This window comes from Paenibacillus sp. DCT19, from assembly GCF_003268635.1.
GTDB lineage: Bacteria > Bacillota > Bacilli > Paenibacillales > Paenibacillaceae > Paenibacillus.
Window position 1 is genome coordinate 4,945,231 of record NZ_CP029639.1, and the last position, 16,717, is coordinate 4,961,947.

A 16,717-nucleotide genomic window follows, 5' to 3' on the forward strand; every position below is an offset into this window, starting at 1 on the left:
ACATGCAACATTCAACATCGAGCTTTCATGTTAATCATCTCACCGTTCCCAGCCTTGGAGCGGTTTTTCTTTTATTGTGCCGTTTCAAGTGAATATCGATTATGTGGAATCGGAAGACCCAGGTTACCCCGCAATGTATCCTGCTCATATTCTGTGCGGAATAAGCCCCGCTCTTGTAATACCGGAACGACTAGATCCACGAAATCCGCCAAGCCATTTGGAACAACGGTACGAATGTTGAAGCCATCCGCCGCGCCACCTTCGAACCATTCCTGAATTTGGTCAGCGATTTGCTCGGGTGTGCCGATGAAGGATGTTCTTGGCGTTGAAGCAAGCAGAGCTACTTCGCGTAGGCTCAGCCCTTGCTCACGAGCCTGCTGCTTGATTTTGTCCGTTGTACTGCGGAAGCTGTTGCTGCCCAGATCACCAATATCAGGGAACGGTTCATCCAGTGGAAATTGAGAGAAATCATAATGCTCAAAGTACCGTCCCAAGTAATTCAGCGCCTGATCAATACTGACCAGTTCAGCACTCTCTTGATACTTGCGTTCAGCCTCCTCTTCCGTTCTGCCTACGATAGGCCCAATGCCAGGGAAGATTAGCAGTTCTTCGGGGTTGCGTCCATAAGCTGCTGCTCTTGCCTTCACATCCTGGTAGAACTCGCGCGCTTCTTCTAACGTCTCATGTCCCGTATAGATTGCATCAGCCGATCGAGCAGCCAGATCCTTACCGGATTCAGAAGAGCCTGCCTGAAAAATAACCGGTTGTCCCTGCTTGGAACGTGCAACGTTCAGCGGACCTTGAACAGAGAAGTGTTTTCCTTTGTGATGCAACGTATGTAACTTCGCCGGATCGAAGAACACCCCGTTCTCCTTATCCCCGACAAAGGCATCATCCTCCCAGGAATCCCACAAACCTTTGACAACTTCGAGATGCTCCTCAGCGATCTCATAGCGTAACGCGTGATTCGGATGCTCACCTTTGCCAAAATTGAGGGCAGATCCTTCCAGTGGTGAAGTCACCACATTCCAGCCTGCACGCCCTTGACTGATGTGATCCAGTGAAGCAAACTGTCTAGCCACCGTAAACGGCTCACTGTATGATGTCGACAATGTGGCTACGAGACCAATGTGAGAGGTTGCTCCCCCCAGCGCAGACAAGAGCGTTACAGGCTCAAATCGATTCAGAAAATGAGGATTGGATTTCTCATTAATAAAGAGACCGTCTGCAATAAAAAGCAGATCGAACTTGCCTTCTTCTGCTTTGAGTGCTTGTTTTTTATAAAAATCCAGGCTTACACTCGCATTAATCGGAATATCCGGATGTCTCCAGAATGAAATGCTGTTGCCAACTCCGTTTAGATTCGCTCCCAATCTCAACTGTCTTTGCGCCATATCGAAGCCCTCCCTATAATTTGTTAAGTGTTGTCTCACGATCACTCGTCACAACCTGCCGAACAGTTCCTTGCTTGAACTCCTTCGCCCTAACCACCCAAGCCGCAGTGAGCAGTACAATTCCCGTGAGTAGGAATATAAAAGGAATACCTGTCCACCCTCCCAGAAAGCCACCGAGAAGTGGTCCTAGGACAATACCGAACTGGCTTGCACTCTGACTTAAGCTAACGGCTCTACCTCGAAATTCCTTAGCAGCATATTGAATAATGAGTGAATTAAGAGCCGGGTACACAGCCGCGAAGAAAAGCCCATACACAAACCGCAGACTACCGAAATAAATGAGATTCGTCGCAGTCAACTGCAATAGGCTACCGATGCCTCCACCCAGTAGACCGATAAACAACGTTTTCTCATATCCGATCCTTCCACCAATCCGTCCCCAACGAGGCCCCATAATCACCGTTGCTATGCCGATCGCGGAGAAGACAATTCCCGCACTAAGTGTCGCACGGCTGACATCCCCACCTATCTGCACAACGTACAGCGTCAGCACAGGTTCAATAATTAACACTGAAGTGGAGACGAGCAAAATCAACCCATAGATTCGCATAAGACCTGGTGTGCTCGCTGCTTGCTTCACGTCATCTAGAATGCTGGAACGAGCGATATTACGAGGCTCACGTGATTCCTTGACACCCAGCACCATGAGAGCAGATAGCAGTGTAATGATCCCTGAGGCAATGAAGCAGCCACGTAGACCTACCCATTGACTAAGAATTCCACCTGCCAGCGGACCAAGAATGCTTCCAGCAGCTGTAGCTGTTGAGATGACTCCTAGTGCATAACCCACATGTTTCTCTGGCGTGTTGGTACCAACCAGCGTAAGCGATGCCGGATTGAAGCCAGCCATTAGTCCCTGGAAGACCCGAACAGCAATAAAGGTAAAGGGATCGTATACCCAATAGTTGGCTAAATGTGCAATCGCCAGACCGACCCCTGAGCGAATCAGCATCAGCTTGCTACCGTACCTGTCCGCTAGTGATCCCCAGAACGGGGCACAGAGTCCACTGATCAGAAAGCTAATGGAAATGGCGATGCCAGCCCAGACCTCCACCCCCTGATGGATGCCAAGATCATTTTGCAGAAACAGTGGAAAGAACGGGACAGATAAGGTGTATGCCATATGATTGAAGAACAAGCCCAGCCACAGAATATACAGATTCCGTTTCCAATGAACCATCGACATTCCTCATATTCAATAATTCCTATATAAAAAGTAGGTTATAGAGTATATTAGAATATCTCACCGTGAATGTATAATAGAAAAGTTCAATAGACCCATTCAACAATTAAATGAATGGATCTATGTTCTGTTTAACATATTTAATGATTATGGTTAGACTCCTGTGGAACTAGCTTGGACATAAACACATCAACCTCATCTTCCGTATCCAGAACAAACCCTAGACGCTCATACAATCGCCGCGCTGGACTTCCTTGCAGCACATTTAAGGTAACTCGTTTGCCCCGAATCTCTTCCCGATCCAGTAACATGTTCAGCACCTGCGTTCCAATTCGTTTGCCCTGATGGTCTGGATGAATATAAAAATGTTCTAACAAATATTCCTCTGCTCTAGGCTTAAATGCAATACATCCCACCATAGAGCCTTCAGCTTCAATAATCCACGTATAGGCGGGGTCGAATGTTGTACGGAAACGTTCACGTACCCTCACCTCATCATACCTCCCTAATCGCGTTAGATCATCGTACAGAACTAAGGCTCTTAATTCTGCAAGCTGTTCCTGGTCTTCCTGATGTGATTGTCGCATCGTAACTGGAACCACCTCAACACCCCTCTCTAGAACCTCACTATACATCTTTGAAAACAAAGTTACCTTCATTTTTTTGCTTACTAGGACAACAAAGTCATTGAATGAACTACAAGTATTCCCATTAAGCTGCTTCTCGTAAGTAAAGTACTCTTCATTTACGTAGGAAAATGTGGGAGAGAACCGTTGAAATATTTGTGTTGTAACAAACATAATAGTTCGTATATAATAAAACAAATTACTAGTTCTATAAATATAGAACAAAAAAAAGATAGATTACATACTGAAAGGAAAGGAAGCACAATTATGAACTACCAAGTAGAGGTTGATTTTGCACCCATTTATGAATGTGTAAGCAGTCTGTCCGCTTTTATGGGCAAACAGAATCATTCGGCTCTCGATGCGGGTAAACAGTGGATTCGTGATGTACAGGATCAATTTGCACCAGCCAAGCTGCAAAACATGCGAGATACGATGAAAGCCACGGATAACTTCAGTCTTGCGCCATTTATATGGCATTGCCCTGGGGATCGCTCGGTCAATAGTTTTTTGGATTGGCTTGAAGATTTGTCTACAGGACAATTGTATGATATCGCTGCTGGCTTAAAATTGTCTGTACCTTCTAATCTGCCCGATCTTCGCAGTAGGACATCTGAAACGATACGTGAATGGGATGAACAATACTTTAAGAACATTAATCCGGCAATTATCGATGGTCTCTCGCATGAAGCAATGACTAGACGTGCCAGTTTGCAGGGAGAAAATGACCCAGAGGTCTTCGAGCAAGCCACACAGGGCATGCGAATCTATCCTAACGACGTGCTGAAAAAGGTCATTCTTATCCCTCAATACCATGCGCGTCCATTTGTCACGTCATCGATCTTTGACGAGATCATCTTCACCAGTTACTCTTGTGACGTCCTTCCCACTGAACCGGGAAGACCGAACCCTGGATTACTGCGCTTAACCCGTGCGCTATCGGATGAAACTAGACTGTTCATTTTACGATTACTCGCTGGTCAACAATTGACCTTTACTGAGATCGTACGTGAGGTAGGACTATCGAAGAGCACGATACACTACCATCTCATTGCCTTGCGAGCAGCCGGACTAATTATCGTACATTATGATCAGAAGAACACGGAATATAGTCTGCGCTTGGACGCTTTGAACAGCCTGCCACAGCAGATTGGAGCTTATATTGAAAGTTGAAATCAAGCAACTCCCTCTGTACAAATTGCATGATATTATGCTGCGGAGGAACCTCTATGCTCAAACGTAGTTACTATGGCTTATTAGCTACCGTTACACTTAGTTCACTAGGTGACGTATTTGGCCTGTTGGCTATGGAATGGCTGGTCTATGAGTTAACTGCCTCGAAGCTTGCTATGGGGGCTATGGCACTCAGTTTCAGCATTCCCGAGGTGACCTTCAGGCTGCTTGGGTCGCCCTTATCCGACCTTCTGCATCGTGGAAAGTTTATGGCTGGACTAGCCTCAGTAAGGCTTTTGGCTCTTTTGCTTCCACTGAGTATGGGGATTACAGGACAATTGCAACTCTGGCATCTGTTCGTTGCCGCAGCGCTCAGTGGAGCCTGCTCCGCTCTATTTATGCCCACAGCCATGGCTGTTGTACCGGGTGTCGCTGGTGAACATAAACTGTTACGGGCATTTGCAATCATTGATGGTTGTCGTAACGCCGCTGCTTTGCTTGGGCCAGCCATCGCCGGTGCGCTAACGGCAGCTGCTGGTGCGTTGCCTACGCTTGGTATCAATGCTATATGTTACATTGCAGCAATTACTGCACTGCTTTATCTACCCACTATGCAGAAGCCAACATCATCACGAGCCACCTTCTCACTTCAAGCTTATGTTCGGGATATTAGAGAAGGCTTCTCATTCTATCGGAGATTCCCAGCGATGCTCTCGATCATGATTATGGTTTCCATCAGCAACATGTCGTCGGTCGCCATCTGGACGATGATGATACCTTTTGTCCGCGAAGTGCTACACCGAGATGCTGCCGCTATGGGGACCCTTACCACTGCTTCAGCATTTGGTACCCTAGTGGGTCTAGCCATAATCTCATGGATCGGTGAGATCAAGAAAAGACGAACCGTCATGCTGTGCAGCCTAGCTGCTATTGGACTCTGTAATGCCTTATTGGGGTTATTTCCAAGTTATCCATTTGCACTTATTGCCTTATGTATCGCAGGATTAGCTGGTCCTTTCTTCGGCTCTCTCAGCTCTTCGTTACACGGTACACTTGTACCTAGTTCCATGCAAGGTCGAGTCAATTCTATTCGTTTCTTAATTGGTGGTGGACTTCAACCCATAGGTGCTTTTGCAGGTGCGGCCGTTGCAGAAAGGTATGGTCTATCCTCCCTATTTGTGTCTCTAGGACTTCTCCCTTTCATCTGTTCGATCGCTGCGGCGTTTCTCCCGAACCTGAAACATTTGAACGGTGATCTCTCTGATCTACAACATAAGTCTTTGAATGAAATTCATATAACAAGGTAATAAAAACATCAAAAAAAAAAAAACACTTAAACGTTTCCTTCCAAGGACGACGCTTTAAGTGTTTTGGTCTTTTTATGTTTTGTTTTGGTACTTTTGTTTTTCGTTGTTTCAAATTGGTGCACGCCCGAGGTTTCTAATCGTCGGCCTCTTCCTCTATACATAGCTCCAAAAACGCAAATAACCCCGAAGCCTCCACAGAACGTTTCCCCCAATCATGCCAAAAATACAGGACTTGACCCACATTTCCTGAAGATGCAGGATCCGTGTCCAGACATAGATAATCTCCCCCACCATTCTCGGCAATAGGAATCCATTTGGCGTTCCAGAGCAATGGTTTAATCTCATCATCAATGTCAGGTTCCAACTCATCGGGTTCAAACTCTTCCTGAAGAAAAGCCCAATTCTCCTTCACTTGCACAAGAGGGGTTAACGTTAGATTTCGGACAAAAGCAGCACCGCCGATATCCCATATCTGTCCATCATGGATACGATATAATGCCTTCATCTCTTCAGGTAATATCACACCCAACTCGTGCTCTACAGAGCGAAAATCTTCCTCCTTCGCTCCCGGCTGGAGATGAAGTGCCACTTCAAAGCCTGGATCAACGCTCGTCCCTTTGGCAATGATACGTTGCCATGATTGCTCAGCTTGTCTACTCATTCCACCTCATCCTCCTTATGATTGGGTCACCTCTACCTGAGACGCAAAGGCTATACTTCTCGCTTCTCCTCTGGCGAATATATAATTCGCTGATAATCCATATCTCGGCTATCCATATCGCCCAAATACATCCGTTGGTGCTCGGGTACCCGTTCATATTTTTCCTTCAGCACAGCTCGGTTGAATTCACTCGGATCTTCCAGATACATGTGGTAGGCATGTCGACACGCTTCAAACGTTGTTTGTTCTCCCGTCAGTTTCTTATACATATCCAGCAGTTCCTGGTACTTATCCTCAACATTCTCGGCATATTGCTCTTCTGAGAACGTCACTTCTCCCAGATCCAGTATTCGTATAGCTACCGGGCGATCAATCGTTGTAAAGAAGGTTCCATCCTGAAACCACGCTGCCAATTCGTCTATAGCCATCTCGACATGATTAGGTAACTGATAGATCACCACCTTACCATTCTCATATACCACCAGATGAACCAGGTAATGCTGCCCTTCGTATTTCATGAAAATAGAGAAGCCATCGCCTTGAATCGTCTCATAGAACAGTTCCTGCACTACTGCAAAATCAACGGCTTGCGGCGAAGGTGACACCCTTCTATTCTCCTTCAGTTGTTGTAGACGTGGTGTGACTTCGAATATATTACGAAATTCGGGATTAAGCGCTCTGATCTTACGCTCAATATGTTCATAATAACTGCTATTGTTATGCGTCCAGTTCGCTTGCTGCACTCGGTAAGCACCTAATCCATGGATGGAGATCGTCTCTCCAACAGGTACATCAGGGCCTAACCAATACTCCTCAATTTTCTGCTTCAGCTCTTTCAGATCAACCAGTTCCCAGCAATTAATCATGCCGTCTTCATAAATCTGCACGGGTATGAGAAAATGATGTCCGCCATTATGTATGATGCCAGGTGTTGTTGTGCCTTCAATCTGCTTCGTTCTTCTAATGTTCTGCACTTAAGATACCTCACTTTCATGGATCTTCACGTTCCCATATCCTACAACTGTACAATAGGAGAAGTGAAAACACGAGTGAACTTCCGCTCATTTTGCTATGCAAATGGACTCATCATTTATGTAAACTTTTTTCAATAAAAATATGCACATAAAAGCATTGCCCAGACAGATTCACTCCATCTTGGACAATGCCCTTATAATCACCAACTTACAATATTGGGAGAGATGCAGCTCTTCCGATTACATCTCTTGCAGAATACCTTTGACAAGTCCCGTGAACGTTGTTTTTACTTTGGCAGCAACTTCGATGACTTCTTCGTGATTAAGCGGCTGATCCAAAATACCGCAGGCCATATTAGTAAGACATGAAATACCCAACACTTTCATGCCCCATGAACCGCAATAATGGCTTCAGGTACAGTCGACATGCCTACTGCATCTGCACCCATCGTACGGATCATGCGAATCTCCGCTGGGGTCTCATAGGCTGGACCACTCCACCAAGCATAGACGCCTTGCTGCAAGCTAACCTTCTGCTCATCTGCGACACGCAGCGCAATACTACGCAATTCCGGGTTGTACACTTGGGACAAATCTGGGAAACGTGTGCCCAGTTCCGGATTGTTTGGCCCCATCAGTGGGTTGTTACCTACCAGGTTAATATGATCTGTAATAATCATAAGCTGACCGGGTTCGAAGCTTGTATTGATCGCGCCGCAAGCATTGGTGATAATCAATTGCTCTACACCTAATGCTTTCATCATACGTACCGGGAACGTCACTTCCTCCAGTGTAAAGCCTTCATAATAATGAAGACGTCCCTTCATCGCAACAACGGTTTTGCCCATCAGTTCTCCAATGACCAGTTCGTTGGCATGACCCACAGCCTCGGATTTAGCAAAGTATGGGATTTCACTATACGGAATGACCGTTGCGTTCTGAATTTCATCAGCGAGAGCGCCCAGTCCTGAACCGAGTATCATACCTACAGTTGGCTTGGAGCTGGTTCTGCTTAATATGTAATCTCTAGCTTCTTGAATATGTTCAGTTTGATGCATGGATGGATTCCTCCTGATGATATTAATTTGCGTAAACAAGTTACGATACCTCAAGTGTAATCAACTACAGAGTTGATGTAAATGGAAGCTCGAAAAGTAAGCTCACTATGTCACTTTCCCCACTACATTTAGGGTTTGCACCCCGACTTCAATGCTTGGAAATATTCCTGCAAGAGCTCATCGAAGTCAACTTCATGATCATGGTCACGCTTCTCCACATACTTCCACAAAATCAGTTCTTCCGACTCAATATTCAAAACCTCATACTCCATCTGTCTCGATTCCCAGACAGTCACTTGACCCATAGCAAGTCTCGACTCATGCCTGAATCCCGTGGAAGGATCAAGTATGAGTCGTTCATCTACATTATCCTTTTGGACCTGTTCCGTCCTAATCTGCTCGGTTTGCAGCGTAACTGCTCGACGCTTGACCCATTGTTCAAAACGATGTCGAAGCAATTGACAGCACACCTCCTTGGATGCAAAATATCGACCCATATATAGTCGGTCATCTTTGTTTATTTTACTCCACATAGATTGTCTCTTCTTGATCTCGGTTCCACTGAATGTGAACCGGAATCGGAAGCGTCTCAGATTCATAATCATTCGAATAACTCTTAAATGAAATTTCCTTATAAGGAGCACTTAGCTTCTCCATTGAACCACTCGGTGAAATCGCCTGTCCAGCAAATTGATAACGGACATTTCTCGGCTGATCTTCTTCCCCTATGTATCGAATCACGAAGCTTATAGGGCCATTTTTATTTTCATTGCTAACACTCACGTTCCAATTCACACTTTCTCCATGAAGCGATAACTTCTCACTGGAGCATCCTACCAACAAGAGCAACATCATCACGATAGGCAAAATTTTTCTTCTCATATATCGTTTCCTCCTGAGCTGTAAAAGGATAATTATCATTTATATAAATTTTACCATATTATCCATGCATGAGACACACTCAATGTCCTTTTGTTCCAAATTGCATGAGCTATCTTCATCCATTAATCAATATAGAAACTAAATAAACTCAAAAAAAACCGGTCATCCGATGACCGGTTTCATACTACTATTCTTTAGCTAGAACTTTTGCTAGAACCTCTTCAACGCGTCTACATGTACATGTTACCGTTCGACTATTCTTTCACGCCTCCAAGCTGTAGTCCATGAACAAAATACTTCTGCAAGAACGGATACACCACCAAGATTGGCAGAGCTGCTACGATGGTAATGGCCGCACGAATCGATACAGGTGTAACCATATTCCGAGCTGCGCCGAGATCTGCTCCGTTAGCAACAGCAGCACTGCTATTGGAGTTCATTGACGAGGATAACAGCTTCATCAATTCGTATTGCAGGGTACTCAGATTCTGTTTGGATGATGCATACAAGAACGTATCAAACCATGAGTTCCATTGACCCACCGCGATGAACAGCGCCACCGTAGCAAGTACAGGCTGACATAACGGCAAGATAATCGAGATAAATGTTCTGAAATCACCGGCTCCATCAATCTTAGCGGATTCAATCAGTCCTTCAGGCAGTGTCTGAATATACGTCCGAATTACGATCATGTTAAATGCACTGATCAAACCCGGAATGATATACACTAGAAAGTTGTTGAGCAAATGCAGATCCTTGATTAGGAAGTAGGTTGGAATCAGACCTGCACTGAAGTACATCGTCAGCACAACGATAATCGTAATCGGTTTACGCAGGATATAATCTCTGCGGCTTAGCGTGTAAGCGAGCATAGAGGTCAGAAATAAGCTGAGCACCGTGCCTAGCACGGTTCTCGCAACAGAGATCCCGAAGGCTTGGAAGATGGTTCCCCCAGCAAATACGGCTCGATAGTTCTGTGCTGTCCACTCCCGCGGCCATAGATAGATGCCTCCACGGATCGTGTCATTACCTGCATTGAACGATATGGCAAGTGTGTTCAGAAACGGATACAGGGTCACGACTGCAATAAAAATCATCAGTGCGCCGTTAAACGTATGGAAGACAATCGGCTCAAGCCGAGACTTGTTTATTCCCATCGATATGTCCTCCTCATATTAATCGGTCCTCACCGAAGCGTTTGGAAAGCGAGTTAGCTGCAAAGATCAGTGTGATACTGACAATGGTTTTGAATATACCCGCAGCGGTTGCGAGTGAATAGTTACCGATCTGCAAGCCGTATTTCAGAACGAAGATATCTATGGTCTGGGACCAGTCCACAACGACCCCATTCCCCAGTAAGTACTGTACTTCAAAGCCTGCTTCCAGAATCCATCCCATGTTCATGATCAGCAAGATAATGACGATGGACTTGATTCCAGGCAGTGTGACATACAGCATTTTATGATAGCGATTCGCTCCATCGATCTCAGCCGCCTCATAGAGCGAAGGGTCAATGGAAGTAATGGCTGCCAGATAAATAATGGCGTTCCAGCCGACCTCTTTCCACACATGGGAAGCGCCGACAATGCCCCAGAAGTATTCCGGTACACTAAGCCACATAATGGGTTCGTCAATAAATCCCAGCTTCATCAACGCAACATTGACAATCCCGCCGTCTACGGATAACGAGCTGGCTACAATGCCCGTAACGATGATCCAAGATAGAAAATGGGGCAAGTACGAGATCGTTTGAATCGTCCGTTTATAGAGCTTGTGTTTGATCTCATTCAGTAACACCGCAAATAAAATGGCTGTCACAAATCCGAGAATCATATTGATCAAACTCATTGCGATCGTATTGCGAAGCACGTTCAGAAACGCGTCGTCCGTAAGCAGAAACTTGAAGTGCTTAAGTCCGACCCACTCCTGCTGCGCGAAGCTCTTCGCTGGACTGTAATTCTGGAATGCCATGACCCAGCCCCAGATTGGATAATACGAAAATACTAGAATATACGCGACGATCGGCAAAGACATAAACATGAGCTGCTTCTGGCTACGTAAACGCTTGAACATAGACGTCTTGGCAGCAACGGTTGGAGCTGATTGATTCTGTATGGCTCTAGGCGTGTTCGCCATCCTTCACTCCTCCTATTAGGCTACAGCGATTAGCAAGAGTACCCCGGAAGGCTCGTAATAAACGCTCCTGCGTTCCAATTACGCCTCCCGGAAGACTCTATTTCACTTTTTCTATTTTTCCACGGTCCAGTTCTGAATCCGCCATTTCAATTGCTCGTTAATTCGGTCTTCATAAGCCTTCACATCGATTTTCTTGTATGCATCCTCATATTCGCTCCAGACAGAATCGAACTCATTTGCTTTGGACATGATCGCTCTAGGCAAGAACTTAAGGGAAGTATCGGTCATTTGCTTATTCGCAACTGAAGCATCTGAACCTTCCTGCAGATCCACTTGCCATGCTGGATAATACACTGGGTTCTCAGGTGCAGGAGAGAAGAAATCACTCCATGTTTTGTAACCGTAAGCATCGAGCAACTCTTTATCATCTGGCTTCAAACCGTCATAGAATTCCTCTGGCTGATTCGTTGCTCCGATCGCATTGCCGTCTTCAAAGGTTCCTTCCATCTTGGGTGCTGCACCGTAAAAGCCTTCCGCTTTGTTAGCCAGTCTCCAAGCTGGGTCTTCCTGCTCTGTGCGCTGCTCTGGTGTGCGATAGAATCGACCTTCCTCATTCACCATGTAATCCACGCCTTCTTCACCCCAAGACAGCAGCTTCTGATATTTCTCATCCATGAGTGCATCAAGGAACTTGAGGATTGCTACCGGATCTTTGGCATCTTTACTAATACCAAAGCCGTTATTCAGGTTAATGACCGGACGATCTAAATAGTGATCCTTAATGCTTGTATCGTATACAAGCGGTAAGCCGACATAGGTTTGACTGATTTTGCCCTGAGCTACGAGCGGGTCTTCACCTTGCTGGAAGTTCCAGTGCTGGTCGAACATGCCGATAACCCGCCCAGAGGAGATTTTGGCCAAGTATTGGTCATAGTTCTGTACAAAGGCTTCCTTATCAAGCAAACCATCATTATATAGACTGTTCAGCTCTTTATAATAACGTTTGGAGATATCCTTATCCGCGAATACACTTGCTACCCCATTGTCATCTACAACAACACCGCCATCATTCGGATGACCCGTCAGATGCTCTGGTGGGTTAAGCAACGGGAACGTTCTCCAGTCGGATGCAAGTGTAGTGAATCCGATGGTTGGCTGACCATCCTCCGTTGTTGGGTGCTTGGCAGCATAATCACGAATCAGCTTCATATATTCATCCAGTGTCTTAGGTGTTGGATATCCGGCTTCTTTTAGAACCGCCTTTTGAATCCAGAAGGCAGGACCGGAGTAATAGTTACTAATGAATTCGCCCGTATAGACGCCATAGTTCGGTAACCAATAAATATGTCCATCGCTTGAATCCTTCATTCGCTCCCAATCTTTGGCGTAATGCTTCTTCAGGTTAGGTGCATGCTCCTCAATCAGTTCTTCCAGTGGAATAACGGCACCAGCCGCAACCAGTTTCGTATCTGCTGTGATTAGATCGGGGAAATCTCCACCTGCAATCATAACCCCCAATTTTTGCTGAAGATCACCCACTAGGAATTCCATGTTCAGCTTAACGCCAAGCTCTTCTTCGATCTGTTTGTATATCCGATTATCCTGAGCCGGCGCCTGGTTAGGCGTACCAATAAAAGCCGAGATGTTCAAAACTTCCTTGCCGTCCACCGTTGTTGTCTTGGCTTCCTCACCGCTGCAACCTACCAGCGCCAGGCTGATTGCCAGAACGAGTGAAACGGATCCCCATAATTTTTTCCTCTTCAAGACCCCCATGTATTGCCCCTCCTTGGAAGTTGGATTGCTTACAGGTCTTATTATGATGAAATGTATGCGTTTCCAAAATAGTTAAATTTAAGGTCCTTCCCCCTTAATTTCAGATGTTAACGACGAACAAGTCGTCTTTATCACGTTCAAAGCGTAGATTGCAGCCTGTATTCTGCTGGTTTCATGCCCACCCTTTTCTCAAACTGTTTCAGAAAATGCTGATAGCTGCGGTAGCCTACCTGTTCAGCAATAATATACAATGCCTGGTCAGTCTCTCGAAGCTGTTGCATCGCTTCCTCCATTCTCAGATCATGCACGAGATCAAGCACCCCTTTGCCATATTTACGCATAAAGGATTGGCCTAGATGAACCGGATGAATATAGAATTGCTCGGCGAGCTCTTTAATCGTGATGGTTTCCTTATAATGATTGTGGACGTATTCAGCTACCATAGCCTGGGTTCCACCCACACGTCGTTCTCGCAGCGTCCCGATCTCCGATTGGCATTTGAGACAGAACGCTTCTAACATCCTGGCTGTCTCCTCAATATTCTGATAACGCCGTTCATGGAGATGGAGCGCTGAGTCCTGCATCAATGCATTCGGTTCTCCGCCCAGTTCCTTGAAGAGTGAAAGTCCGCGAAACATAATCTGGGTTGCAAAAATATGAACCAGCTCTGGTGCAGCCATCTGATCTTTGAATGTATTGAACGCTCGCCAGATAGACGTCGATAATTCTGCCCCGGAACCGTTTTCGATTAGCTCCATAATGAGATCTGCTTCCCTTAATGTATCTGGATCAAACAGCAAATGCTGCTCATTCATGTCCTCTGCGTACAGAAGCGGGGTATCATCAAAAAATAAAAAACGTCCTGCTTCTGCGGCAGCACGGTAAGAGACCGTTAATTCTTGCACTTGGCTGACAGGGCAGCCTACAGCTATTTGCACCCGACTTTCTCCTGCAGGCTGATCAAGAAAGTGCTGGTCTAGAACGTTCAAGAGTCGCTCTGCAAATTGCCGTAAATCGTAATCCGATTCAGTAAAATCCTCGCTAGAGCCACCCCAAACTATGCCATAAGGACTCCATTCGGCATCCAGCAAATATCCGCAAGGCTCGCCCTCCATAAATTGTTCGATTACCTGTTTGCCACTTGCGCCATCCCCTTGAATCATCACAAGCAAGTAGACCCACTTCCTTGCTTTGGCAGATAACTCATGGACAACCTCATCGATCTCCTCACCCAGTTCTGCCTGATCTTGATTCGTGACCATCGCAAGCAAGGCTTGCTTCGTTCGCTGAATATGAGCCTGATGCAACATGAGATCGTGCGCTTCCCGGTTCATCAATTCTTGTCTTAATCGTTGCAACACATCGTCCGCTTCAGACTCGATCACCGGTTTGGTCAAATAATGGGACACGCCGAGCCGTATCGCCTGTCTGGCATAATTGAAGTCACTGTACCCACTCGTGATGACAAACAACGTTGACTGATGACCCAGCCGGCGAGCTTCCTCAATGAGTTCTAACCCATTCATGACTGGCATCCTTATATCAGTTACAACCAGGTCAGGTTGCTCACGGGAAATTGCATCTACAGCATCCTCCCCGTTGGCACATACACCGTTTATTTCAAATCCATGCTTCTCCCAATCGATCAACAGTTGTAGCCCCTCAATCGCAAACGGTTCATCATCCACAAGAAGAACCTTATACATGTTCATTCCTCCTAACCTTTCGTTTCCATAATCGAGAATGGAATGAGAAATCCTGCTTCCGTTCCTTCATCTAGTCCACTACGAATGTTAAATATAGCCGCTCCCTCATAAAAAAGCTCAAGCCGTCGGTAGACATTACGTATACCCACATGACCGTCCATCACGCGATCGGAACGTACGTCCCGCATGAATTGATTCAGCTTCCCCTCATCCATGCCAACCCCATTGTCGATTACTCGAATATCCAAACCAGACTTCGTCAGCCTGGCCGTTACTCGAATTAGCCGACCATTCTTCCGAGCCTGTAATCCATGCTTACAAGCATTTTCTACCAGAGGCTGAATGCTCATGCGTGGAATTCGAAGTGAGTCCGCTTCAGGATCGATCTCGAAGAAATAATTGAACAGATCACCAAACCTAAATTTTTCAATCTGCAAATAGAGCGACGTGAATTGCAGCTCCTCCTGCAGGGGTACAAGGTTGTCTGATCTACTGAGTAATTGCCGCATGAGCAAGGATAAGCTTTTTATAATTTCAGTAACTTCCGTATAACCATTTTTCGTGCTGACAACGAGTAGTGCATTCAACGTATTGAACAAAAAATGGGGATTCATCTGACTTTGAAGCATAGACAACTCCGTTCTAACCCGATCAAGTTCCAGATCCTTTTGTCTAATTTCTAATTTGTAGACATCGTTAATGAGGGAATGAATTTTGCCAACCATCATATTAAATGTACGGATCAATCCACCAATCTCATCACGGCCCTCTTGAATTTCAATCACATCAAAACGATCATTGCGCACTCTCTTCATATGCTTAGACAGCTTCTGAATGCGATAATGATACGAACGAAGAATAATATAAATCAGCACTGAAGGAATAATCGTGCTAATTAATGCGAGCCATAAGATCGAGTTACGTGCTTCTGCCAGCAACTGATCCAGATGAGCCGTGTTGGCGACCCCAATTAATTTCCATCCCTTTAGATAATCAAGGTTGCCTAATGTTTGCTCTAAACGATATCTGGAGTTCCCCTCATCTGTTGATGAAGACGAACTTTGGATTGCAGCCTGCTGGGACTGATCGCTAGACACGACAACCCGATTATTCTCGTCAACCAGACGAAGCTGCAGACTATTCGTTTCACGATTCAAAATGCTGTACACTCGACTGAGCTGCAGATCGATTTTTGAATATTTGGCATAGGTTGAATACGACGTATATGTATCCATTTTGCCAATCACACTAATGCGTTTGCCTGGATGAAACAATGTGGTTTCATCATAATCCACAACCAAAATTCCGCCTTTGGTTTCCTTCAAGCGCTCCATCCCCGGAACCGCCCGCTCCCCCTGCCCAATGACTGCGTAATGACTGCCCGTCTGAATGGTGTCGTTATCCGTTAATATGCGAACCTCCAGAATGTTGGCTGACATATATCGTGTCAACTTGTCGCGAAGAAATTCGTCATATTGATTGTAATACTCAACAGGCGAGTCATACGTCTGATCTAGCGCCTGATATAACGTATCATCGGCTGCAATAATCCGGCTCAAGGCCACACTCTCATCAATCATGCCCAGCAATTCTCCTGCCGCCCGTTCAATTGATTTACGTAAGTTTTCTTCTTCCCGTATTTTGATATCCGAAGAGGTCCGCTGATAGAAGAATACATTAATGATTATGACTGGCAGAAGAATGCTGAAGATATAGATCAACAGTAGCTTTGATCGAAGCGGAATATCATTGACCTTGTGAAACATCCATCTATTTCTTCGCAC

14 protein-coding genes and 1 pseudogene are annotated in these 16,717 nt (G+C 45.6%); 2 read left to right on the top strand and 13 right to left on the bottom strand.

Going from position 1 to position 16,717, the window contains the following annotated elements:
• Positions 1-71: 71 nt before the first annotated feature.
• The 3 genes from DMB88_RS22635 to DMB88_RS22645 form a co-directional block, all read right to left on the bottom strand.
• Complete coding sequence (locus DMB88_RS22635) at positions 72-1,394, bottom strand: LLM class flavin-dependent oxidoreductase (RefSeq protein ID WP_128103162.1); 1,323 nt, start codon at positions 1,392-1,394, stop codon at positions 72-74.
• A gap of 13 nt (positions 1,395-1,407) precedes the next feature.
• Positions 1,408-2,634, bottom strand: coding sequence for an MFS transporter (locus DMB88_RS22640; protein WP_128103163.1), 1,227 nt, complete (start codon positions 2,632-2,634; stop codon positions 1,408-1,410).
• Between the two features lie 143 nt (positions 2,635-2,777).
• Positions 2,778-3,224: a GNAT family N-acetyltransferase gene (locus DMB88_RS22645; RefSeq protein WP_254438313.1), complete on the bottom strand. Its 447-nt coding sequence runs from the start codon at positions 3,222-3,224 to the stop codon at positions 2,778-2,780.
• Between the two features lie 306 nt (positions 3,225-3,530).
• Here DMB88_RS22645 and DMB88_RS22650 point away from each other — a divergent pair, with 306 nt between their 5' ends.
• On the top strand, positions 3,531-4,436 hold the full coding sequence (locus DMB88_RS22650) for an ArsR/SmtB family transcription factor (RefSeq protein ID WP_128103165.1): 906 nt from the start codon (positions 3,531-3,533) through the stop codon (positions 4,434-4,436).
• A 56-nt stretch (positions 4,437-4,492) separates the two neighbouring features.
• Positions 4,493-5,743 carry an MFS transporter gene (locus DMB88_RS22655; RefSeq protein ID WP_164848773.1) on the top strand — a complete coding sequence of 417 codons (1,251 nt, stop codon included), beginning with the start codon at positions 4,493-4,495 and terminating at the stop codon, positions 5,741-5,743.
• Between the two features lie 133 nt (positions 5,744-5,876).
• Here the strand turns inward: DMB88_RS22655 and DMB88_RS22660 are convergent, their stop codons facing one another.
• The 10 genes and pseudogenes from DMB88_RS22660 to DMB88_RS22705 all read right to left on the bottom strand — a co-directional run bounded on the left by DMB88_RS22660 (position 5,877) and on the right by DMB88_RS22705 (position 16,717).
• Positions 5,877-6,404, bottom strand: coding sequence for an SMI1/KNR4 family protein (locus DMB88_RS22660; RefSeq protein ID WP_128103167.1), 528 nt, complete (start codon positions 6,402-6,404; stop codon positions 5,877-5,879).
• A gap of 50 nt (positions 6,405-6,454) precedes the next feature.
• The gene (locus DMB88_RS22665) at positions 6,455-7,378 is read right to left on the bottom strand and encodes a DUF7638 domain-containing protein (RefSeq protein WP_128103168.1); all 924 of its coding nucleotides are present in this window, start codon (positions 7,376-7,378) and stop codon (positions 6,455-6,457) included.
• A 240-nt stretch (positions 7,379-7,618) separates the two neighbouring features.
• Positions 7,619-8,436 (bottom strand): annotated as a pseudogene (locus DMB88_RS22670) (purine-nucleoside phosphorylase).
• Between the two features lie 128 nt (positions 8,437-8,564).
• Positions 8,565-8,894 (bottom strand): immunity protein TriTu family protein, encoded by a 330-nt coding sequence (locus DMB88_RS22675; protein ID WP_128103169.1) that lies wholly within the window; start codon positions 8,892-8,894, stop codon positions 8,565-8,567.
• Between the two features lie 64 nt (positions 8,895-8,958).
• The gene (locus DMB88_RS22680; protein ID WP_128103170.1) at positions 8,959-9,318 is read right to left on the bottom strand and encodes a hypothetical protein; all 360 of its coding nucleotides are present in this window, start codon (positions 9,316-9,318) and stop codon (positions 8,959-8,961) included.
• A gap of 254 nt (positions 9,319-9,572) precedes the next feature.
• Positions 9,573-10,475 (bottom strand): carbohydrate ABC transporter permease, encoded by a 903-nt coding sequence (locus DMB88_RS22685; protein ID WP_056701450.1) that lies wholly within the window; start codon positions 10,473-10,475, stop codon positions 9,573-9,575.
• Positions 10,476-10,488: 13 nt separating this feature from the next.
• On the bottom strand, positions 10,489-11,391 hold the full coding sequence (locus tag DMB88_RS22690; protein ID WP_254438666.1) for an ABC transporter permease: 903 nt from the start codon (positions 11,389-11,391) through the stop codon (positions 10,489-10,491).
• A gap of 174 nt (positions 11,392-11,565) precedes the next feature.
• Positions 11,566-13,227, bottom strand: coding sequence for an ABC transporter substrate-binding protein (locus DMB88_RS22695; RefSeq protein WP_128103172.1), 1,662 nt, complete (start codon positions 13,225-13,227; stop codon positions 11,566-11,568).
• Positions 13,228-13,364: 137 nt separating this feature from the next.
• Positions 13,365-14,933, bottom strand: a complete 1,569-nt coding sequence (locus DMB88_RS22700) for a response regulator (RefSeq protein ID WP_164848774.1) — start codon at positions 14,931-14,933, stop codon at positions 13,365-13,367.
• Between the two features lie 11 nt (positions 14,934-14,944).
• Positions 14,945-16,717 (bottom strand): sensor histidine kinase, encoded by a 1,773-nt coding sequence (locus DMB88_RS22705; protein WP_254438314.1) that lies wholly within the window; start codon positions 16,715-16,717, stop codon positions 14,945-14,947.